General features: G+C 47.6%; 17 protein-coding genes. 4 read left to right on the top strand and 13 right to left on the bottom strand.

Annotation, left to right across the window (positions count from 1 at the left end):
• Window positions 1-8: 8 nt before the first annotated feature.
• Together ONT08_RS11555 and ONT08_RS11550 are read left to right on the top strand one after the other, a co-directional pair.
• Entirely contained in the window at window positions 9-2210 is a 2202-nt protein-coding gene (locus ONT08_RS11555) for a peptidase domain-containing ABC transporter (RefSeq protein ID WP_264960168.1), read from the top strand.
• Between the two features lie 12 nt (window positions 2211-2222).
• Window positions 2223-2699, top strand: coding sequence for a hypothetical protein (locus ONT08_RS11550; protein WP_264959991.1), 477 nt, complete (start codon window positions 2223-2225; stop codon window positions 2697-2699).
• A 361-nt stretch (window positions 2700-3060) separates the two neighbouring features.
• Here ONT08_RS11550 and ONT08_RS11545 read toward each other — a convergent pair whose 3' ends face one another.
• Window positions 3061-3951: an Abi family protein gene (locus ONT08_RS11545; RefSeq protein WP_135940365.1), complete on the bottom strand. Its 891-nt coding sequence runs from the start codon at window positions 3949-3951 to the stop codon at window positions 3061-3063.
• Window positions 3952-4491: 540 nt separating this feature from the next.
• Between ONT08_RS11545 and ONT08_RS11540 the strand changes: the two genes are divergently transcribed.
• Together ONT08_RS11540 and ONT08_RS11535 are read left to right on the top strand one after the other, a co-directional pair.
• Window positions 4492-5043: an HU family DNA-binding protein gene (locus ONT08_RS11540; protein WP_153089268.1), complete on the top strand. Its 552-nt coding sequence runs from the start codon at window positions 4492-4494 to the stop codon at window positions 5041-5043.
• A 95-nt stretch (window positions 5044-5138) separates the two neighbouring features.
• Entirely contained in the window at window positions 5139-5237 is a 99-nt protein-coding gene (locus ONT08_RS11535) for a smalltalk protein (RefSeq protein ID WP_228112321.1), read from the top strand.
• Window positions 5238-5455: 218 nt separating this feature from the next.
• Here ONT08_RS11535 and ONT08_RS11530 read toward each other — a convergent pair whose 3' ends face one another.
• The 12 genes from ONT08_RS11530 to ONT08_RS11475 form a co-directional block, all read right to left on the bottom strand.
• On the bottom strand, window positions 5456-6232 hold the full coding sequence (locus ONT08_RS11530; RefSeq protein ID WP_264959990.1) for a glycosyltransferase family 2 protein: 777 nt from the start codon (window positions 6230-6232) through the stop codon (window positions 5456-5458).
• Window positions 6229-7497, bottom strand: a complete 1269-nt coding sequence (locus tag ONT08_RS11525) for a glycosyltransferase family 4 protein (protein WP_264959989.1) — start codon at window positions 7495-7497, stop codon at window positions 6229-6231. Before ONT08_RS11525 ends, ONT08_RS11530 begins: the two co-directional genes overlap by 4 nt.
• A gap of 588 nt (window positions 7498-8085) precedes the next feature.
• Window positions 8086-8565, bottom strand: coding sequence for a 2-C-methyl-D-erythritol 2,4-cyclodiphosphate synthase (gene ispF / locus ONT08_RS11520; protein ID WP_117586436.1), 480 nt, complete (start codon window positions 8563-8565; stop codon window positions 8086-8088).
• A 23-nt stretch (window positions 8566-8588) separates the two neighbouring features.
• Entirely contained in the window at window positions 8589-9767 is a 1179-nt protein-coding gene (porV, locus tag ONT08_RS11515; RefSeq protein WP_264960167.1) for a type IX secretion system outer membrane channel protein PorV, read from the bottom strand.
• Between the two features lie 20 nt (window positions 9768-9787).
• Window positions 9788-13426, bottom strand: coding sequence for a type IX secretion system sortase PorU (gene porU, locus ONT08_RS11510; protein WP_264959988.1), 3639 nt, complete (start codon window positions 13424-13426; stop codon window positions 9788-9790).
• Between the two features lie 25 nt (window positions 13427-13451).
• Window positions 13452-14069: a fumarylacetoacetate hydrolase family protein gene (locus ONT08_RS11505; protein ID WP_022120436.1), complete on the bottom strand. Its 618-nt coding sequence runs from the start codon at window positions 14067-14069 to the stop codon at window positions 13452-13454.
• Window positions 14070-14189: 120 nt separating this feature from the next.
• Window positions 14190-15185 carry a translation elongation factor Ts gene (gene tsf / locus ONT08_RS11500; RefSeq protein WP_119236156.1) on the bottom strand — a complete coding sequence of 332 codons (996 nt, stop codon included), beginning with the start codon at window positions 15183-15185 and terminating at the stop codon, window positions 14190-14192.
• A gap of 108 nt (window positions 15186-15293) precedes the next feature.
• Window positions 15294-16064: a 30S ribosomal protein S2 gene (rpsB, locus tag ONT08_RS11495; RefSeq protein WP_022120437.1), complete on the bottom strand. Its 771-nt coding sequence runs from the start codon at window positions 16062-16064 to the stop codon at window positions 15294-15296.
• A 158-nt stretch (window positions 16065-16222) separates the two neighbouring features.
• Window positions 16223-16609 (bottom strand): 30S ribosomal protein S9, encoded by a 387-nt coding sequence (rpsI, locus tag ONT08_RS11490; protein WP_006848006.1) that lies wholly within the window; start codon window positions 16607-16609, stop codon window positions 16223-16225.
• Window positions 16610-16619: 10 nt separating this feature from the next.
• Complete coding sequence (rplM, locus tag ONT08_RS11485; protein ID WP_006848007.1) at window positions 16620-17081, bottom strand: 50S ribosomal protein L13; 462 nt, start codon at window positions 17079-17081, stop codon at window positions 16620-16622.
• Between the two features lie 325 nt (window positions 17082-17406).
• Entirely contained in the window at window positions 17407-19596 is a 2190-nt protein-coding gene (locus tag ONT08_RS11480; RefSeq protein WP_264959987.1) for a glutamine synthetase III family protein, read from the bottom strand.
• A 302-nt stretch (window positions 19597-19898) separates the two neighbouring features.
• Window positions 19899-21839, bottom strand: coding sequence for an alpha-L-arabinofuranosidase C-terminal domain-containing protein (locus ONT08_RS11475; protein ID WP_117587886.1), 1941 nt, complete (start codon window positions 21837-21839; stop codon window positions 19899-19901).
• Window positions 21840-21866: the final 27 nt, after the last annotated feature.

The raw sequence follows: 21866 nt of genomic DNA, 5'->3' as shown, positions 1-21866 counted from the left end.
AAAATTTGATGAATAATTTTAAGGTAGAACGACAACATGATAGTATGCAATGTGGCATAGCATGTTTACAAATGATATGTAACTATTATGGCAAAGAATATTCCCTTGATTCCTTGTCAAAAATATGTTTTGCTACAACGGAAGGAGTTTCTATGCTTGGAATCAGCGAAACTGCTACAAGTTTGGGCTTTCATGTAGTAAATGTTAAGTGTACAGTTAAAACTTTAACAGAGGTTTCTCTACCAAGTATCCTTCATTGGAATCAAAATCATTTTGTAGTCTTATATAGAGTAAAAAATGAGAATAAGTTCTACATTGCCGACCCAGGAAAAGGATTGGTGACTTATAGTCTTGAAGAGTTCAAAAAACATTGGATTAGTACAAACTCTAATGGACAGGACAAAGGCATAGCTATGTTTTTGGAAACTACTCCCACTTTTTTTACCCATCAGATGGAAGACAAAAAGAAAATCAGCGGGAAGAGATCTTTTCACTTTCTTTTTGGGTATGTGAAGAAATACCGCAAGTATTTCGGACAAGTCATCTTGGGCTTGATAGTCGGAAGTCTTTCGCAATTTGTCCTTCCATTCCTTACACAGTCAATCGTGGACGTTGGTATTAAAAATCAAGACATCGGCTTTGTTTGGCTTATCCTGTTGGGACAATTGATGCTAACCATCAGTAGAACGGCAATCGACTTTATCCGTAGGTGGTTGTTACTCCACATTTCCTTACGTATCAACATCTCTTTAGTAAGCGACTTTTTTATCAAGCTCTTGAAGCTACCGATGTCTTTCTTTGATACGAAACTCATGGGGGATTTGATGCAGAGAATGAATGACCATAGTCGTGTGAACAACTTCCTTACACAGCAGACGCTCAACATCACCTTTGCCATGCTTACTTTCGTGGTGTTCTCGGTGGTGTTGTTCTTCTACAATAAGTTGGTGTTTGCTATCTTCTTGTTGGGAAGCATCCTCTATGGTGCATGGATGACTTTGTTCTTGAAGCGAAGGAAGTTGCTTGATTACGAATTGTTTGAGCAACAAGCCATCAACAACAACAAGACTTATGAGTTTATAACAACCATACAGGAGAGCAAGTTGCAGGATTGTGAGCAGCGTAGACGGTGGGAATGGGAGGACACGCAAGCAGACTTGTTTGGAGTGCAGATGAAATCACTCAAACTCCAACAGACACAGGAGGCAGGAAGCATCTTTATTAACGAGGTGAAGAACATCATCATTACGGTAGTCGCTGCAACCGCCGTGATTCATGGGCAAATGACACTCGGTATGATGCTTGCCGTGCAATACATCATCGGACAGCTCAACTCGCCAGTGGAGCAACTGATGAATTTCTTCTATTCTCTGCAAGATGTGAAGATTAGCTTGGAGCGAATCAACGAGATTCACCAGATGGATGATGAGAATGGAAAGGAAGGCTTGCTAACTTCTATTGAAGATAAGAATGAGGGCATTGACATCAAGAACATCATGTTCAAATACGACCCACATGCTTTGCGCAAGACCATAGATGATGTGAGCATTCACATTCCGCAAGGTAAGGTAACAGCCATCGTTGGTGCATCTGGCAGTGGAAAGACCACCCTCATCCGTTTGATGCTTGGTTATTATCCCGTCTTGGAGGGACAAATCAACATAGGCAATACTGACATCAACAAGCTCAACAAGAAATGGTGGCGCAGACAATGTGGCGTTGTGATGCAGGAAGGTGTCATCTTCTCGGAGAGTATCGCACGAAACATTGCTGTTGATGATGGTGACATAGACAAGGAACGGTTGCTAAAAGCAGCAGAGATAGCTTGTATCAAGGATTATGTGATGGCCTTGCCGCTGAAGTTCAATACCAAGATTGGACGTGATGGAGTGGGACTGAGCCAGGGACAGAAACAGCGTATCTTGATAGCAAGGGCGGTGTATAAGAATCCCGACTACATCTTCCTTGACGAGGCGACCAACTCGCTCGATGCCAACAATGAGAGAAACATTGTGGAGAACTTGGATAAATTCTACAAAGGAAAGACGGTTGTGATAGTGGCTCATCGCCTAAGTACGGTGAAGAATGCCGACCAAATCGTGGTCATCGACCATGGCAAAGTGGTTGAGGAAGGTAACCATGAGTCTTTGACCGCCAAGCGAGGGGCATACTATAACCTTGTGAAGAATCAGTTGGAATTGGGAAACTAAAATGCTTTTGATATGGAACAGAAAGAAAAAGAATCAGATAACATCGAGTTGAGAAGCGAGAAGGTGAGGAACGTGATAGGCAAGGTTCCTCCTCGCCTCGTCAGCTTGGGAACGGTTGTCATTACGATCATAGTCCTCGCCCTCGCAGTTGCTTTCTACAAGATACCTTATCCTATATCCATAGAGGCTAATGGTGAGGTTCTCAATCAAAGAACAGTGCAAGTGTTTGTGCCATATAAGTATTTGTACCTTTTCGATGAGCCAAGGACGGCTCATGTATCTTTCGAGGGCAACGATAATGCATCTTATAACTGCAACATCATAAGCCATAAAGCCAGGCTCATACATAGGGAAGATGGTAACTATTTTATGGCTATAGCCACTGTGAGTACACAGGGACAAAAGTCCCCTGTGTTGCAAAAGTACATGAAAGCCGATGTCAGAATCATCGTCAGCAACAAAACGTTATGGCAGCAGGTATTCGGATAAGCTATATCCGAATACTGCTGTTTGTTTTTGGATACATATTGTGTTGCTAAGCATCAGATTTTACGCAAAAGTTCTAATTTCCATAAAATTCCTCTTGTAAATCATTGGATATTTAGAAAAATATCGTATCTTTGTCCCCGAATTAAGGCGTTCTTTGCATATTGCAAAATACAGAAACGAGCAGAAGTCCGCTCGTTTCCATATTGTTACCTATATAATATAGGCAAACGCCCAACTTCTTGATTTTCAATCAAAGTCCAAATTAGAGCGAGTTATGAGGCTTAACATTAAGCTCTAAAGCAGCCAAAGCGCGAATTCAACAAGCAAGTGCTTGGATAGACTTATATCCGAACACTTGTTGCTATCTCCATAAAGGTTCGTTTTCCCATCCTTGTGGAAAGCCCATGGCATGTAAATCAATATTGGGATAATCTGCGAACAATCTGAGCAGAGAGCTTTTTAAATCCATACAAGGAGTTATAGTTTGCTCCATATATAATAAGGTGCATAACTGATGGTAAAGTTTGATAGGCTTTTGGGTTGGAGCAATCCAAAAAAGTGGAAGCCGATTTGGCAATTGTGGCTTCAAGGCAAAACGCCTATTCCATATACGGGCATGGTGAGCACAACAATTGCGAAGCACGGTTATACACCTTATCCAACTTTCCAAGTAAGTGTATTGAGGTAGTCCAAACTCTCTTGCCACTTGCTTTTTGAGACGATTGTCCTTGAACAGACAAAATAATTTGGAAAGCGTACCAAACGAAACGACCTCTAATGTTTTCCACACAGGAGGGAGAGAAGGGAAAGTATATTTCTCGGAATGCTCCTTGATGAAATCTTCATTTGAACGAGATACCTCTTTCTTGATATTGTCAAGGCAGCCTTCATAAAAGTCTGCATTCTTGAACAATGATGCATCCATAAACCAAAATGCGCCATGCTCCATGGAAAATATCTGAATCATTTTGGTCCGAAGAGAAATCTCTATATCTTGAATTGCCTTGAATATAAGTTGACGAAGTTCTTTGTCAAAGAGATAAAGGTCGATGGCTTGTTCAAATGTACTACCCAGTTTATAATGATGAAACTGTCTGTCTTCCTCCATATATCGTAGGTAACTGGCAATACGAAAATAACTGATATTGCGAAGCTGCAATTTGGCAGTTGCAATATCTTCTATCACCAGCCCTCTGTTCTGGAGCAAGGCAACCTGTTCATCTACGTTTATCGGTTGTTTGTCGTAATCCATATACCCTTTATAAAAAGCGAAGTCCCACCGTGGTACGCATCGTTGAGAGGCGTGGTGGGATTTGTTGCTGCAAAAATACTCTTTTTTATTGGAAACTCCAAATATTTTCTTCAAAATCTGCTTGTCAAATATGGATTTTAACGTAAAAAGTTCTAATTTCCAAGGTTTTCTCCTTGTAAGCTATGCGAGATTTAGAAAAATATCGTATCTTTGTCCCCGAATTAAGGCGTTCTTTGCATATTGCAAAATACAGAAACGAGCAGAAGTCCGCTCGTTTCCATATTGTTACCTATATTATAAAGGCAAACGCCTAACTTATTGATATTCAACCAAAGTCCAATTTAGTGTGAGTTATAACATTTAACAGGTTTCGGATTGAAAGCGTGCTGAAAATCGCGCCTTATCACACGCTGAAATTTGGTGGTATCGGGAAATTGCAGTATCTTTGCACTGTCGTTCGAAGAAAGGCTGCACTCGACAAAGCGCCCCCCCAAAAAGTTAACAATCAATATTTTATTAACCCTTTAAAAATTTAAGATCATGGAAGTAAAAGGAACATTGAAATATCGTAAAGTACAGCGCACACCTCAGACTGGTGAAAACGCAGGTAAGAAGAAGTGGTATGCTACTTCGGTAACCGACCGCGAAGTGGACTTCGAGGGATTCGTATCGCATATCTCCGACCACGGCTCGCCTTACTCTCGTGGTACCATCCACGGTGTGCTGATGGATGCACTCGACCATCTGCAGGAGCTGATTCTCGACGGCAAGAGCGTGCGTCTCTCTGACCTCGGATTGTTCTCCATCGGTATGAGCTCCAAGGCGGAGGATACCAAGGAGAAGGTGACAGCTGCCAGCGTGGAAGGCGTGCACCTGATTGTGAGAAACACGAAGAGCTGGAGCAATACTGAGCTGCGCAAGAAGTGCAAGATTCAGGAGTACGGCGGCTATATCGGCACCGACGGAGAGGGCACCACAGGCGGTGGTACTACCGGTGGCGGCACTGAACAGGGCGGCGGCTCTGACACCAGCCAGGGCGGCTCAGGTACTACCGGCGGCGGTACTGAGCAGGGCGGCGATGGGCTTGAATAAAGCCCTCGCCTGAGGGCGGCAAGTAGAAAGCTAGCGTATCCCCTCACCAAGTTAACATTAACATTTAACACTTAACATTAAAAATAAAAATAAAGATGATGAAAGCAAATACCTGGAAAACGATTTTGCAGATTGCAATCTCCTTCCTCACAGCCATCGCTACTACGCTCGGAGTTACCAGCTGTACTCTTTAAAGGTAAAAAAGTAAAAAGGTAAAAAGGTAAAAAAAAAAGATGTTTTTTAAATTTTGATTCGACATAGCAAAGCCCCCGGTGCATCACGCATCGGGGGCTTTTTTAAAACCCTTTAAGCAGTCGGCTACCCATATACGGTATTTCGCCGTACATGGTATACTAACTAGTTAATAGTCAATACTTTGCAAACAAATATTATTAAACAATTTTAAAAAATTCTATCTCTTTACAGCCCCTCTTATCACGAACCAGGCATGAACTGCAAGGGTGGGAAGAAGGCCGTAATGGGTGCGCATCACCTGAAAACGCTCCTTCAGGGAGGCTTTGTGGTTCTGCGTGGTCATGCCACCATCCAGAAAATGGGTGAGGACGGCATGGACGTTGCGCAACGGCAACTTGCGGCGAGATGACTCCCGCATGATGCGGATGCACCAGTCTACATCTGCCGAATAACGGTAGTGCAGATCGTAATGAATCTCACGGGCTATGTCTGTGCGGGCATAGAATGACTGGTGGCATACCAGCATGCCCCAGATGAACGAACGCCACGTGAGCTTCTTGGGTGGGGCCAGGCGGCGATGACGCAGAAAACAACCCATCCCGTTCACGATATCAGTATCGCCGTAAAGTACGCCGGGCAGTACTTCGCCTTCGCCTACACAGCCTTCTACATACTCCAGCGTATCGGCTGTAGGAAAGGTGTCGCCGGCATTCATGAACACCAGGTAATCGCCCGTAGCACGGTCGATGCTCTTGTTCATGGCATCATAAAGTCCCTTGTCGGGCTCTGATATGACCACGATTTCGTGCGAGCTCTCGCCTACTGCATTGCGATGCTGATATGTCTTCACCAGCTGGAGAGTACGGTCGCGGGAACCGCCATCCATGATGATATGTTCGATGTTGCAGTAGGTCTGGCGCTGCACGCTGTCGAGGGTACGCTGCAACACCTTCTCGGCATTGTACGTACAGGTTACGACGGTGAACTTAATCATAACTTATAGTTTTTGTAGGCCATCGCCTCGTTATAAACTTCAATATATTTCAATGCTACTGCATGCTGCGAATAGCTCTGTGCTACCTTTTGCAGACATGCCTGCTTCAGAGCCGCCCTGTCGGCCTCTTCGAGTACCCAATGGATGCCACTCGCCAGGTCTTCGGTATCGCGATAGTTGGCCACGTAGCCGTTCTGCTGATGGTCTATCATCTCCGGTATACCTCCTACCCTGAAACCGATGCCCGGCACGCCGCACGCCATCGACTCCATGATGGTGTTAGGGAGGTTATCTTCGAGCGATGGCAGCACGAAGGCATCTGCTGAATTGTAGATTGCCACAATCTGCTTCTCATCGCTGACATAGCCGAGCGAATAGGACGGCAGGGTGAGGTTTACTTCCTCGGAATGGCCGCCCAGGATGGCGATGGCGGTATTCTCCTTCATCTCGGGATAGCGCGCTACCAGCCGGTCGATGGCTTCTATGAAATAGCGCATGCCCTTGCGCTCGTCGGTTACGCGCTGGGATACGAAGAGGATGATATGCTTGTCGGCTGGCAGACCGGCACGCAGACGCGCCTCTGCCTGATCCTGCGGACAGAACACGTGGGTGTCTATCGGATTCGGGATGTTGGTGATGCGCTGCCCTATGAAGAGACCGCTGCCCTTAGCCTGCCGTTCGAGCCAACGGCTACAGGTGACGAAGGAGATGGCACCGCGATGGTAGAGTTCCTTCTTGCGGCGGAATATCTTTGCTGAGAGGTCGTTCTTGCTGCCTTTATTGGGGAGAAGCGGACAGTTGCCGCAGGCGGAGGCATAGCGGTTGCAGCCGCGCGCATAATGGCAGATGCCGGTAGCTGGCCAGAGATCGTGCATGGTCCATACCACCGGTTTGCCGCTGCGGATTATCTTGCGGATGTTCTTGAGTGAGAGCATGCCCTGGTTAATCCAGGAGAGATGGATGACATCTGCCTCCTGAAACTCGCGGAGCCTGGTGATATCGGTACCCGATGTTGCCATGTCTACCTCCCAGAGACGCTGGCGGGAGAAATGGAGATGCCAGAACACGCACCAGCGCTCCCACAGGAAGTTCCACTGCAACCTGAGCGAACGGGGCAGACTGACCACGGTGATGTCTTCTGTCTCCTTGTCGCGTACCAACATCTTTGCCTTAATGCCATTGTTGTTAAGGGCATCCATCAGGCGGTTGGCTGCTACTGCCGCTCCGCCTGTCTTTTCACTTGTATTTACTATGAGTACTCTCATCTGCGTATATTTTTGATACCGCAAAAAGCTGCGTATATTGATTGATACTGCAAAGATAGTACAAATCGGAGACAAAACAAAATAAAAGGGCATGTTTTTTTCGAAGAAATCGGAAAAGAGGAAACGGAAGGGGGGAGAATGGGGCATAAAAAAAACATACCACAACTCTCAACGAGCTGTGGCATGCAATATGTTTAACTTAAAAAATCTAATCAAAATAGTCTCACGACCTTCTCAATTATCGGTTAAACAATCTACCTTAAAACCTAATAACTAAAAACCTAAATCTATTACTACTAACCTAAACAATCTATTAACCTTTTGACGCTGCAAAATTACTACTATTTCGGCTATCCACCAAATGTTTAGCCAAGAAAGTGTGACGTTTTTGCATTTTTTTGATATATATCAAGCAAAAATGAACAAAAGGAACGGAAATTAACAACTTTCTGATACTTTTCCTACATTTTGCAGTTTTTAGGCACAGATTACACGGATTTTTAAGTTTTAAGAGAGATGATAATCGCTTTACTTATTATTAGCACTATAAATCCGTGTAATCCGTGTAATCCGTGCCTTATCTTTGTTCTATCCTTTCTGGATAAGAACGGTGGCATAGGCGGAGATGCCCTCCATTCTGCCTGTGAATCCGAGTTTCTCGGTGGTTGTTGCCTTGATGGATATCTGGTCTTCGTCTACCCCCATTACCTCTGCCAGACAGGCTTTCATGGCTGGCACATGCGGATTGAGTTTAGGGCGTTCGGCACAGACTGTGGCATCGATATTGCCCAGTGTATAGCCCTTGGTAGCTATCAGTTGCATCGTTTTGCGGAGCAGAATTTTAGAATCCACATTCAGTGTTTCTGCTGCCGTATCGGGGAAATGGTATCCGATATCACGCATGTTGGCAGCGCCCAGCAGGGCATCGCAAATGGCATGTATCAGCACATCGGCATCGCTGTGGCCCAGCAATCCCAGTTCATAATTTATCTTGATTCCTCCCAGCCACAAGTCGCGGTCAGCCACCAACTTGTGGACATCATATCCAAATCCTACACGTATATTCATAACTTTATAATTAATGTTAAGCACTACCTTTTAAACAGGTCCTTCAGTCCATCCATATCAAACGACAGGGTGAAGCGGAGGGTCTGGTCGAGCGGGTTGCTCTTGGCGGTAGCCACCACATAGGCAGCATCGAGCGAGAAGACATTCATCTTGAAACCGGCACCTACGGTGAAGTACTTGCGGTTACCCTTGCTCTGACTCTCGTGATGATAACCGGCACGGAGCGCAAACTTATCATTGTATACATACTCGGCACCCAGACCGTAGTTGATTTCTTCCAGCTCTTCCTTGAAACCGCCAGGGGCATCGCTGAAACTCTTGAAGATACCGCTGATGCCCGAAATATCATCATACTCACGATGCACACGGTCTTCGTATTCTGAATTGTCCTCACCCTCTTCCTGCTTAGGAACGGTAGGCACCAGATACTTGTTGGCATCGGCTGCCAGGGTAACGCGGTTGTACTCGTCGATAGGAATCATCAGCGAGGCACCCAGACGCATGTTGGCTGGCAGGAACTCGCCATACTCCTTGCCGCTGAAGGTAATCTTACTACCGATGTTAGAAATATTCAAGCCCAAACCCAACTGGCATTCGCGCTGGCCGATAACCACATAGTTCTGGTAATAGGCGGCGATATCGGCTGCGAAAGCGGAGGCTGGCGAATTATCTTCGGTATAATCGAAGCGCATATCGGAATAGATCCAGCGGATGGCGGCAGCAAGAGAGAACTTCTCGCTGAGCATCAGAGAATAAGCCACATCGACCGACATCTCGTAAGGATTGATGGTCATACCCGTACCACTCTCGGCACCCTCCTGACTGGTAAACACTTCGCCCATATTGAAATAACGGAGCGATGCTGATACGGCGCTATAATCGCCAATGCGGTAATAGCCAGAGAGATAGGCAAGATTCATATCATTGACCAGCGAGCGCAGCCAAGGAGTGAAGCTGAGCGACACACCAGCACGCGAAATGGTGAAAGGATATTTTGCCGGATTCCAGTACTGGGAGTTGACATCAGGATCGGTAGCCGCACCGACATCTCCCAAACCGCCACCACGGGCATCAGGAGCTATGGTTTGCGAAATGACTGCATAGTTCACAGGATTGAAGAGATCTTTCTTATCCTGCGCCTTCACTTCTGATGCCATCAGAGCGAGACATCCCAAGATGAATATCTTATAGATTCTTTTCATTGCCATTGTAAATATATTTTTTATTTGATGATGATAAGTTTCTTGACTTTAGAGGTGTAGCTGCTGCCATCGCTCGCCACCTTGACGCGATAGAGATATACGCCGGTGCCCAGAGGGGTGCCGCTATCGGAGGTGAGGTCCCAGCTTACGGTATAGCTGCCCGAGGTAGGTACACCGCTTTCGGAATGGCGCCAGTGCTGTCTGCCCGATGAATCGAACACTTCTACCACCACGTCCATATCGCTCTCTGTGCGGTCGTGACTGATGATGAAGGTGGTGGAGGTCTTAGCCGGATTGGCGGTTACGCCCACATCGAAGAGCGCCGGACTCAGTGCCTTCATCACATTGAAACGGAGCTTCACCATAGAACTGTTGTTCTGGATATCCCAGGCTCGGAAGGTGAGTTCGTGCTTGCCCGGTTCCAGTTGCGGTATGCTGTAATAGGTAGAACCGCTGGTATAGGTACCGAAATCGTAGGTGAAATTGCTGTTCAGCACGTAGGTCTTCGACATATCGCCATCTATCACCAGCTTCAGGTCGTGGCCGATACCGCTTCCGGCAGCATTGATTCCGTCCTTATCGGTTATCTTTGCCACAAAGAACGGAGTGGTGTTGACATTGCCGCCATCTACGAAGGAAGGCGAATTGAGATAGCAATAGATGGAAGGACCGATGGAATCGTTCTTCTGCTCCTCGCTCTCGCCTACCGTAAACTGCTCGCTGGAGCCGTGGGCAGAGAGGGTCTTGGCGGTATTCACCGCATAGAGGTTGACCAAACCGCTCTGGTTGGAATAATTGATATCCAGCGGAACGGCAAAGGAGAAGGCAAACTTGCCGCCTCTTACGCTATCGGTGCCCTGATACAGGGTCTTGGTTCTGTCTTTGTATTCGAAAGCCTTCTCTGCGCCATCCTTGCCGGTATCGTTCAGGCGACAGGTAACCGTTTCCTTGGAATCTCTTACGGTAGCGGTAATCACACCCCGGAAGTCGTCTGCTCCCTCGATATGACCTGCCATGCGGGCGATAGAGCCTGCCTTCAGCATCGGCAGGGTTGCGGCTCCGGCAACAGGGATGCCGTTGATGGAATCTACTACTATCTGATACTTAGGCAGATTGAGTGCAAGCGCCGGGTCGCCCAGAAGGGAATAATGGAGATGGTTCACCGTGACATCGGAGCCGGAAGTTGGTCCGTTGCCGCTCACCAGGTCGTTCTGCGCCAGTCGGTGCGCCTCGCCTATCGTGACAGGCTTGCCATCTACCAGACTGAGCACTCTGTGGATGAAGGCACGGTTGATATGTCTGTTATACTGGGCGTAAACGGTACGGGTGGTGCCATAGAAGGCTACTGCGCCGCCTTTATCGTTGAGCAGCGCATATTCGCCGATGTTGGCTTCGAGTCCGTCGAACGGCATGATATCGCAGGAGGCGGTTACCCAGAGCGGCAGGTTGGTATTGCGGAAATCGGCAAAATCGGTGAGTTTCAGAACTGATTCGTGCGACATCTGGGTAGGATCGCCATGTCCGGCATAATCCATGATGAGGGCTCCCGCAGCCTGCTGCTGCTTGATGATTCTCGTTGCCTCGGGATAGGTATTACCCGAAGAGGAAGTTTCGCGGGTATAGGCATCCCACATCACTTTCTTGACGAGATAGGCGGGATAGGTGGTGAGCACATCATTTGCCACATCATCGGCATCCTGCATATGGAGGTTTCCGTTTCCGTCATCACCCATAAACATCAGGGTGTTCTGCCAGGCGCCTGTATTGGCATTCTGAGCATAGCTGATGGTCTTGTCTACCAGCACCTGGGCTTCTTCTGCATAAGTTACCGGGAAGCGGCCTACGGCTACATCCTGCAGCTCGCGGTTAGGATACAGTCCGGCTCCCTCGCCGAGCATGCCGAACCAGCTGTCGCTGACGAAGCAGGAAACGGCACTGAAGGAGTTTTCACTCTCAAAGCACAGCAGATAATCGTCTGGATTCAGGGTTCTGCAACCGGAGGTAAGCATGCGGTTATCCCATACGCAATCGCCGAAGAGCAGGAGATATTTCGGCATATCTGCCTCGCTCTGCGCCTTATCAGAAAGCATGCGCAGGTAGCGGCGGTAGGCGTTGGCATCGGGGGTACCGCTAGAAAATTCGTTATAGAGTTCATCGGCAGGCACGATGGTAACGCGCAGTCCGTCGTGCTGTTCATGAAATTTTTTCAGCCGCTGTGCCTGTTTCAGCAGTTTCTGTGAGGCGGGTATGACGATGACCATATCGGCTGCTCCATCGGCATGATGATTCTGGTTGGTGATGCCGTAGACATACTGGGCAGCCGGAATCTTTCCACCGGCGGCAAGGTTGGCAGCGGTAAAGGCACAGCTTCTAGGCTCTGCCCACGTTACGGAGATATAATCGAGGCGGATGGAAGCACCTGACAAGACCTTGATGGAGATGGTATCCTTATCCTGGAAATCGGAAATGGGATAAGTGACAACCCGCTCTGTAGCCTTGAGGTAAGATATATCCTCCAACGGATTGTCATCCTTGAGAGAAAGGGTGATTTCGCCCAAAACCTTGCCATTCTTCAGTATCTGAACCACGCTGTTTGTGGCGGTAGTCAGGGCTACAGAGAGTTTGCCTGCCGCAGAACCGGTGGTATTCGTGATTACCACTTTCTTTTCATCGCCCACCTTCAGCTCTTCTGCATCGAAGAGGTTTCTGCCGCCATGATAGTAGCTGTAACCATCTGACTCATAGAGAGAATGGTAATCGTAAGACTGCGGATAATGGGAAGAGACAAAGGTGGCTGAATCCTGCACCAGAGGCTCTCCATCGGTCTGGGTAATAAAATAGTAGCCGTAATCGGAATAAGGATTACGGACGCGCTGGAGGGCGGTTTTTGACTTCCAGGAAACCGGTCCCTGGGCATAGAAATAATGCTTGCCGCCAACGATGCACTGAGGAACTTCCTGAAGATCGTCGGTAGCCTGCAGTTCGCTCGCCAGAAGGGCTTCGTTCTGCAGATTGCCGCCATAGCCGTAAATCTTCACCTTGCTGATATCGGAGAAACCTGCCTGGCGCACTACCTGTTCGGTAAGCTGATGGAAACCGGTTTCGCTGACTCTGATCTTCGCCCATCTGCCTGAGGCCAGGACGGAATGGGAGGCATAGAGGGAAGAGGCTGAGCGCAAAGCATCAGAAGAAGTGAAGGCTGATACTTTGCCCTTAGCCAACAGAGAACCTCGACTGGAACGCTCGGAGCGCTTCAGAGGACGGGCATCTACCTGGAGCATGAAGCTGACCAGCAGCTGATAGCGGTTATTGCGGAATACGACAGGACTGAAATCTATCTGGAGTACGCCCTGCTTACGGCATTCGGTAACCCGCTGCTGGGGTAATACCTGCTCAGGAGGAACTGCACCCGAAAGGCGGTTGTAATTGGCGATATCGGAGGCAGTCATATCAATATACTCGCCATATTTCAGGCTGACGGTATATACGGAGTCACGATATGCACCGGTCAAAGGAATGGAATACACGAAACGGGGCAACACGGAATCTACTCTGACTTCAGAAGAGGTCAGATTGAAGAATCGCTGTGCCTGAGCAGGAACCACCAGCATGAGCAGGCATGCCAGCAGCATGTATTTCCAAACCTTCGTTGTGTTCATATCGATATATTACTTGCAATATTGTTTATTTACAGTGAAAATCGAGCACCTTCCTGTCTTCGAGATAGCCTACGAGATGGTCGTCTATGTTGACAGGACCGCAGCCTGTAGGACATCCGGTATAGAGCAGGTCGCCCGTCTTGAGCGTGAAGTACTGGCTGATATAGGAGATGATTTCATCTACCTTGTAGAGCATATCGCTCGTACAGCCTTCCTGTACGGTCTTGTCATTGAGGTCGAGACGGAAGTGCAGTGCCTGGATATCACGGAACTTCTGGATGTCGACCCATTCGCCGATAACCGCAGAACCGTCGAATCCCTTGGCGAGTTCCCAAGGCTGGCCAGCCTCGCGCAGTTTCTTCTGCATCTCGCGTGCCGTAAAGTCGATACCTACGGTTACTGCATCGTAATAGCGGTGGGCGAAACGCTGCGGAATGGTCTTTCCCAACTTGGATATTCTGACCACTACTTCGGTTTCATACTCAATTCTTCCCAGATGATCAGGGATGAAGAAAGGCTTGCCGTTATTGAGCAAAGCAGAATCTGCCTTGGTAAAGATGACAGGACGCTCTGGTTTAGATAACGTACCATGCAGCGATTTATTGTGTTCGGTATAGTTCATACCGATGGCAAATATCTTCATAACATCAAATTTTTATATAAAAAAGAAATGGGAGTTAGAAGCAAAGCGAGGCTTAACTTCATAACTCCCGGTATTCTAATTTAACTATAAGTCAAATTAACGCTTGCTTTTGAGTAATGATTACTCAGCAGCAAGAGTAAAGCGCTGGTAAGCAACGATCTTGAGATCCTTGCTCTGAGAAGCGAGGTACTGAGCAACAGTCTGCTTGTCACCGTCACCGAACTGGAACTCCTGGTCAACGAGGCAGTTCTCCTTGAAGAACTTAGCCAGACGACCATTAGCAATGTTCTGGATCATAGTAGGGTTCAAAGTAGCAGCCTTCTCCTCACCAACAGTCTTCTTGATGTTGCGAGCCTCTTCAGCCTGCTCAGGTGTCAACCAACCCTTCTTGGTGTTGCTCTCGATGTGATCCTCAGAGTCAACGTGAGCTGGGTTGATGCCAGCCTTCTTCAAAGCTGCGTTAACAGCCTTCTCTACGAGCTCTTCCTTAGTCTTGGCAACAGCAACCTCGAGCTCAGTCTTCTTAGTCTCCTCAGAAACTGAAGACTCGTCGAGAGCTACAGGGCGCATAGCAGCAACCTGCATAGCTACCTTGTGACCAGCCTCCTCGTTGTTCTCGTTGAGCTGAACCATAGTACACAAAGTGTGCTTGTTCATGTGGTCGTAAACCTCGATGTTGTCACCCTCGAGAACACAATAGCCGTCGAGCTCCATCTTCTCGCCAGTGATACCAGAGCGCTGTGTAACAGCAGCCTGAGCATCAGACTCGCCAACCTTCAAAGCCTTCACCTCGTCGAGAGTGTGAGCCTTGGCAGCGATAGCAGCGTCGAGGATGTCAGATGTCAACTTGATGAAGTCAGCACCGTTAGCTACGAAGTCAGTCTCGCACTTGAGAGCGATGATAGCAGCGAAATCGTTAACCTTCTTAACGAGAACGCAACCGTTAGAAGTCTCACGGTCAGAACGCTTAGCAGCGATAGCGAGACCACGCTCACGGAGCAACTCCTTTGCCTTATCGAAATCACCTTCAGCCTCTGTGAGTGCCTTCTTAACGTCAGCAAGACCAGCACCAGTCATAGCGCGAAGTTTCTTGATATCTTCAATTGAAACAGCCATAATAATATTTTTATATTAAAAAGTTAATAATAATCTTTGCTTAAAAGCTACTAAAGCCATCGAATCATAAACAGAATCAATGGCTTCAGTATATATTTCTTTGCCTAATTACTCAGCCTCGTCCTTGCGGGCAGCCTTCTTCTTAGGCTGATCCTTCTGCTCAGCAGCAGCCTTGTCGTCAGCCTTCTCAGCCTTGCGCTCCTCGAGAGCCTCAGCGATAGCACCGCAAACTGCAGTAAGGATAGCATCTACAGAATCCTTAGCATCGTCGTTAGCTGGGATAACGTAATCAACATTCTTAGGATCAGAGTTGGTATCTACGATACCGAACACTGGAATACCAAGACGGTTAGCCTCCTTAACAGCGATGTGCTCCTTCATTACGTCAACAACGAAGAGGGCTACTGGGAGACGGGCCATATCTGCGATAGAACCGAGGTTCTTCTCCAACTTAGCACGCTGGCGGCTTACCTGAAGCAACTCGCGCTTAGAGAGGTTAGAGAATGTACCATCGTTCAACAGACGATCGATGTTTGTCATTTTCTTAACTGCCTTACGGATTGTAGGGAAGTTGGTGAGCATACCACCAGCCCAACGCTCGTTTACGTATGGCATATTGATAGAAGCTGCCTTCTCAGCAACTACGTCCTTAGCTTGTTTTTTAGTAGCGACAAACAGGATCTTTCTACCTGTCTTGGCAATTGTCTTGAGAGCCTCAGCAGCCTCGTCGATCTTAGCGACAGTCTTGTTGAGGTCGATAATATGAATACCGTTACGCTCCATGAAGATGTAAGGAGCCATTGCTGGATTCCACTTGCGACGGAGGTGTCCGAAGTGGCAACCTGCCTGAAGTAACTGGTCAAAATTTGTTCTTGACATTGTTTTTTCTTTTTTAATTGTGTTTACTTTCTTTTTGAATCTAATGTTAGATCAGTCGATGAGTAGTCCCCGATTAATGGAATCTCACCGATTTAGATACTAAACTTTTTAGCTCAGCTATATATAATCTGTATATATATAATAAAATATGTATAAGATTAACGCTTGCTGAACTGGAAGCGACGACGAGCCTTTGGCTGACCTGGCTTCTTACGCTCTACAGCACGTGAGTCACGTGTCATGAAGCCTGCATCCTTCAAAGCCTTCTTATCGTTAGCGTCGATCTTAACGAGTGCGCGAGCGATAGCGAGGCGGAGAGCCTGGCTCTGACCAGTGAAACCACCACCGTCGAGGTTTGCCTTAATATCATACTTACCCTCAGCTTCGAGCAACTGCAATGGCTGCTTTACTACATAGCGAAGGATTGCTGATGGGAAATATGTCTCAATATCTTTCTTGTTGATTGTGATCTTACCGGTACCCTCTGTGAGGTATACACGAGCTACAGCGCTCTTACGGCGACCAATTGCATTAATTACTTCCATTCTACCTTAATTATTTATACTGGTTAATATCAATAGCCTTTGGCTGCTGTGCCTCGTGCTTGTGCTCTGTGCCATCGTAAATGAAGAGGTTGTCCATCAAAGAACGACCGAGAGGGCCCTTTGGCAACATACCCTTGATAGCGTGACGGAGGATCTTGTCCATTCCATCAGGACGCTTGCGCAACTCTGCTGGAGTGTTGAAGCGCTGACCACCTGGATAACCAGTGTAACGAGTGTAAACCTTATCAGTTTCCTTCTTACCAGTGAAAACTACCTTAGCGGCATTGATAATGATTACGTTGTCACCACAATCTACGTGTGGAGTGAAAGTTGGCTTGTACTTTCCGCGGAGCAATTTAGCAACCTTAGAGCAGAGGCGACCTACAACCTGGTCGGTAGCGTCGATTACGACCCACTCTTTCTTAGCTGTTTCCTTGTTTACGGAAATAGTCTTGTAACTTAATGTGTCCATTTTAAAATTTAAATTTACTACTAAAAAACGTTTTTAATCTTTTTTACTCACTATTCAGACAGGTGATTCACTAACCACATACCCCGGCCACAGGGCATGCTATTAACACACCATATCTTGGGGACTCTAAGTGTATCCCCGAAATAATCGGACTGCAAAATTACACATTTTTATTTGATTATGTGTAGGTTACGAGTTTTAACCCCAAACTTTTATGAATATTTAACTTAGTTTGCGCTTTTCTGCTCAGGATTAGCAAAAAAGAGTGCACTGTAACAAACAATGCACTCTTTTTTTATTATATCAATTCCTTATCCAGGATATATTATCTGATAAACAGCAGCTCACGATACTTTGGCAATGTCCAAAGTTCATCGGCTACGAGAAGCTCAAGCTTGTCTATCTGATAACGGATCTCCTCCATCTTTGGAGCTACCGTGTCGTGATATGCTACTGCCTTCTCGCGCTCGTTCTCTATCTTGTTGGCTACCTTGCGGGCATCTACCAATGCCTCCACACCACGCTCTATTGCCTCGGTGCGCTCGGCTATCTCACGGATAATCTTCACGTTGCGGGCTGTCAGCTTCTTGCCTTCCTCGCCACCGAAGATGTGAATCATGCCCTCTACATTCTTTGCCAGACGGCTCTGATAGTGGGTAGCCACAGGGATGATGTGGTTCATGCTCAGGTCGCCCATCACACGAGCCTCAATCTGAATCTTCTTGGTATAGGTCTCCCACTTCACCTCGTTGCGCGCCTTCAACTCGCTCTCGCTCATCACGTTGGTCTTGGCAAACATCTCGATGCTTTCCTTGTCCAGATAACGGTCGAAGACCACTGGGCAGGATGCCTCGCAGTCCAAGCCACGCTTCTGAGCCTCTTCCTTCCACTCATCAGAATAGCCATTGCCATCGAAGCGGATAGGCTTGCAGGTCTTGATATCCTCGCGTACAATATCTATAATAGCCGATGTCTGGTCCTCGCCCTTGGCAATCAAGGCATCCACGCGAGCCTTGAAATTTTCGAGAGCCTCAGCTACGGCAGCATTCAGTACGATGAGAGATGACGCACAGTTGGCCTCTGAACCTACGGCACGGAACTCGAAACGGTTTCCGGTGAAGGCGAATGGAGAGGTACGGTTGCGGTCGGTGTTATCGATCATCAGCTCCGGAATCTCAGGGATATCCAGTTCCATACCCTTCTTGCCAGCCAGGGCGAAGAGTTCTTCCTTGTCTGCCTTCTCGATATGGTCGAGCAGGTCGGTCAACTGCTTGCCGAGGAATGAAGAGATGATGGCTGGTGGTGCCTCGTTGGCTCCCAGACGATGGGCATTGGTAGCACTCATGATAGAAGCCTTCAGCAGTCCGTTGTGCTTATAGACACCCATCAGGGTCTCTACGATGAAGACTACGAAGCGGAGGTTATCCTCTGGTGTCTTGCCTGCAGCATGGAGCAGTACGCCGGTATCGGTGCAGAGACTCCAGTTGTTGTGTTTGCCCGAACCATTCACACCAGCGAATGGCTTCTCGTGAAGGAGCACACGGAAACCGTGCTTGTGAGCCACACGCTTCATCAGACTCATCAGGAGCATATTATGGTCTACGGCAAGATTGCACTCCTCATAGATAGGTGCCAGCTCAAACTGGTTTGGTGCCACCTCGTTATGACGGGTCTTGCAAGGGATGCCGAGTTCGAGCGCCTGGATTTCAAGATCCTTCATGAAAGCCTGCACGCGCTCAGGGATTGTTCCGAAATAGTGGTCGTCCATCTGCTGGTTCTTCGCAGAGTCGTGTCCCATCAGGGTACGGCCTGTAAGCATCAGGTCAGGGCGAGCAGAATAGAGACTCTCATCTACCAGGAAGTACTCCTGCTCCCATCCGAGATTGGTCTGCACCTTCTTCACCTGAGGGTAAAAATAGTGGCAAACCTCGGTAGCCGCCTCACTCAGAGTATGGAGCGAGCGGAGCAATGGAGCCTTGTAGTCCAAAGCCTCACCGGTATAAGATATAAAGATGGTAGGGATACAGAGGGTATCGTCGATGATGAACACAGGCGATGTTGGATCCCATGCAGAATAGCCACGAGCCTCGAAGGTGTTGCGGATACCGCCGTTAGGGAATGAGCTGGCATCAGGTTCCTGCTGGACAAGCAATTTGCCAGAGAATTCCTCAATCATACCACCCTTTCCGTCATGCTCCACGAAGGCATCATGCTTCTCGGCAGTACCTTCTGTCAATGGCTGGAACCAGTGAGTATAATGTGTTACCCCGTTTTCCTCAGCCCAGAGCTTCATGCCGGCAGCCACGGCATCAGCGATGGAACGGTCCAGACGAGTACCGTTATCTATCACATCGATGAGTTTCTCGTACACATCAGATGGCAGATACTTATACATCTTCTGGCGGTTGAATACATACTTGGCGAAGTACTCCGAAGGGCGCACCTTGGGAGCCTCTACCTCTACAGGTCTTTTCTTAAAGGCCTCGGCTACAACCTCAAATCTCAAATTAGCCATTCTTTCTTTTATTATTAATTATAAGTTTGCGGGTGCAAAGTTACGAAAAAATGAGCAAATTGCTAGCGTTTGAGCGTATTTTTTATGCAAAATTCAAACTTTTCTTATACATAAAGTGCCTTTTTCCTACATGGCGACGTAATCTTTCCTACGTCCTGACACAGAAACTTCTGCGTCGCCATGTAATTTCAAGGGCATTAGAAGAGAAAAAATCCCTTGCAACCACTAGAGTCGCAAGGGATTCACATTATCCACTTATCTATTTGTACCTTAAGGGTTTATTGAAGATTGGAGGTAGGCAATTAGAAACGGTATACAACAAAGCTGTTTGGCTTCATCTTCACGTTCAATACATTGCCCTGAACCTGTGCATCTGATACTACAGGAACAACCACATTTTTATTGTCTATCTTGTTTTCTGCCTGAATATCGTCGGCATGGAGAACGGTTACCTTACCTGGGTTCAACTTCTTGATACCATTAAAGGTTACATTGATTTCCTTTGCCTCGTTAGAAGTGTTGGCAATCTTTACGATGTAGCTCTTGGTAGCCTTGTCGAAGCAAGCGGTGGCATAGAGACCATTCTCGCCTGCTACAGCCTTGCCGTTCTCGGTAAGTTTCAACACGTTGGTACCCTTGTTCTCGCCGTAGAGCTGCTGAACATAGTAGTTGGCAGAACGGACAGAGCTGAGGTTATCGAACCAGATGAGGTCCGGACGCCACTGCCATCCCTCTACATGAGCGAAGAGAGGTGCATAGGTAGCCTGATAAACCACATCAGCATTACGCTCCAAACCGGTCATGAAAGCTGCCTCAGAAAGGGCTGCCTCCCAAGAGTTTGGATCATTCTCGGCATGAGCAGCATACTCACCGGCAAAGACCTTAGGACCCTTGCGGTCGTACTTGTCGTAACGGCTGGCATTGCTGCGGAACCATTCCGGGCTCTTGTAGTAGTGCTCATCCACCATGTCTACGCCCAACTTGCGCATCTGCTCCCAACCGTAGTCGAAGTCCTTGCCATCAGCAGATGGACCAGATGAACCGCAGATCTTGATCTTTGGATACTTGGCATGAATCTGCTCCATGAACTTCTGCAAGCGCTCAGGGTACATAGGTCCCCACTGCTCGTTACCGATACCAATCTGCTTCAGATTGAATGGTGCAGGATGACCCATATCGGCACGGAGCTTACCCCACTTAGAGGTGACAGGTCCATTGGCAAACTCGATGAGGTCGAGTGCATCGTCGATATAGCTCTGGAGATCCTTGACTGCTACATGCGCATTAGGATCCTTATCATCGTTCTGATACTGGCAAGCCAGACCTACAGAGAGAATAGGCAATGGCTCAGCACCAATCTTCTCTGAAAGGAGGAAATACTCATAGAAGCCCAAGCCCAATGACTGATAGTAGTTAGGGAAAAGGCGATGTGGGAAGGTATCTCTCCAGCGGTTCTCGTTCAGAGGACGGTTCTCAGGAGCACCCACAGAGTTCTTCCACTCATAACGGGTATCGAGGTCGGTTCCCTCAACGATACATCCGCCAGGGAAACGGAAGATACCTGGCTTCAGGTCGGCAAGATCCTGTACGAGATCGGCACGGAGACCATTCCAGTTGTCCTCAGGGAAGAGAGAGATATGGTCGAGATCTACGCTCTCTGAACCTTTCTCCAGATAAACACGCATCAAACCCTTGGCATCGGTCTGAGGAGAAGTAAGGGTAGCAGTAAGCTTCTGCCATTTATTATTGGTGATGTTGATGACCTGCTTGGCAATGACATCATTCTTGGAATTGACGAGTTCTACGCGAATCTTGCCCTGCTTGCCATCGATGAGATGAAGACGGCCATATACGGTGAAATCGTACTTCATATCCTTCTTCAAGCCCATGCCGAAGAAGCCACGGTTCTCAAGACCAGTCTGTTTCTCACGTGCGCCTGCGCTCTCAAGTGTTACATAATGAGGATTGCGGTCGAAGGCAGGTTTTACATCGCTGAGGGTTACATTTCCGAATGTATTCCATCCCATCAGGCGCTGTGGAAACTCGAAAGAACGGTTCTCTACCATCTCTGCATAAAGACCACCATCGGCACCGAAGTTGATATCCTCGAAGAAGATACCATACATGGTAGGCTGGATTTCTGCTCCAGGCTTGTTAGCCTGAACAGTAAACTGATGCTGTGCGAAAGCTCCGAGTGAAGACATCGCCAGCAATGCTGCTGCGAAAAATTTTGCTTTTCTCATATTGTTCGTTATTGTTTTATTTTTAGG

This window comes from Segatella copri (assembly GCF_026015465.1).
Taxonomy (GTDB): Bacteria; Bacteroidota; Bacteroidia; order Bacteroidales; family Bacteroidaceae; genus Prevotella; species Prevotella copri_E.
The sequence above is the reverse complement of the archived record's forward strand: the minus strand, read 5'-3'. Positions and strand labels throughout refer to the sequence as shown.

Excerpts from the sequence above, each read along its gene's own strand:
- ONT08_RS11525 (WP_264959989.1), bottom strand. The coding sequence starts at position 7,497 with ATGAGAGTACTCATAGTAAATACAAGTGAAAAGACAGGCGGAGCGGCA.
- porU (WP_264959988.1), bottom strand. The coding sequence starts at position 13,426 with ATGAACACAACGAAGGTTTGGAAATACATGCTGCTGGCATGCCTGCTC.
- ONT08_RS11480 (WP_264959987.1), bottom strand. The coding sequence starts at position 19,596 with ATGGCTAATTTGAGATTTGAGGTTGTAGCCGAGGCCTTTAAGAAAAGA.
- ONT08_RS11550 (WP_264959991.1), top strand. The coding sequence starts at position 2,223 with ATGGAACAGAAAGAAAAAGAATCAGATAACATCGAGTTGAGAAGCGAG.
- ONT08_RS11505 (WP_022120436.1), bottom strand. The coding sequence starts at position 14,069 with ATGAAGATATTTGCCATCGGTATGAACTATACCGAACACAATAAATCG.
- ONT08_RS11535 (WP_228112321.1), top strand. The coding sequence starts at position 5,139 with ATGATGAAAGCAAATACCTGGAAAACGATTTTGCAGATTGCAATCTCC.
- ONT08_RS11530 (WP_264959990.1), bottom strand. The coding sequence starts at position 6,232 with ATGATTAAGTTCACCGTCGTAACCTGTACGTACAATGCCGAGAAGGTG.
- porV (WP_264960167.1), bottom strand. The coding sequence starts at position 9,767 with ATGAAAAGAATCTATAAGATATTCATCTTGGGATGTCTCGCTCTGATG.
- ONT08_RS11545 (WP_135940365.1), bottom strand. The coding sequence starts at position 3,951 with ATGGATTACGACAAACAACCGATAAACGTAGATGAACAGGTTGCCTTG.
- rpsI (WP_006848006.1), bottom strand. The coding sequence starts at position 16,609 with ATGGAAGTAATTAATGCAATTGGTCGCCGTAAGAGCGCTGTAGCTCGT.
- ONT08_RS11475 (WP_117587886.1), bottom strand. The coding sequence starts at position 21,839 with ATGAGAAAAGCAAAATTTTTCGCAGCAGCATTGCTGGCGATGTCTTCA.
- tsf (WP_119236156.1), bottom strand. The coding sequence starts at position 15,185 with ATGGCTGTTTCAATTGAAGATATCAAGAAACTTCGCGCTATGACTGGT.
- ispF (WP_117586436.1), bottom strand. The coding sequence starts at position 8,565 with ATGAATATACGTGTAGGATTTGGATATGATGTCCACAAGTTGGTGGCT.
- ONT08_RS11555 (WP_264960168.1), top strand. The coding sequence starts at position 9 with ATGAATAATTTTAAGGTAGAACGACAACATGATAGTATGCAATGTGGC.
- rplM (WP_006848007.1), bottom strand. The coding sequence starts at position 17,081 with ATGGACACATTAAGTTACAAGACTATTTCCGTAAACAAGGAAACAGCT.
- ONT08_RS11540 (WP_153089268.1), top strand. The coding sequence starts at position 4,492 with ATGGAAGTAAAAGGAACATTGAAATATCGTAAAGTACAGCGCACACCT.
- rpsB (WP_022120437.1), bottom strand. The coding sequence starts at position 16,064 with ATGTCAAGAACAAATTTTGACCAGTTACTTCAGGCAGGTTGCCACTTC.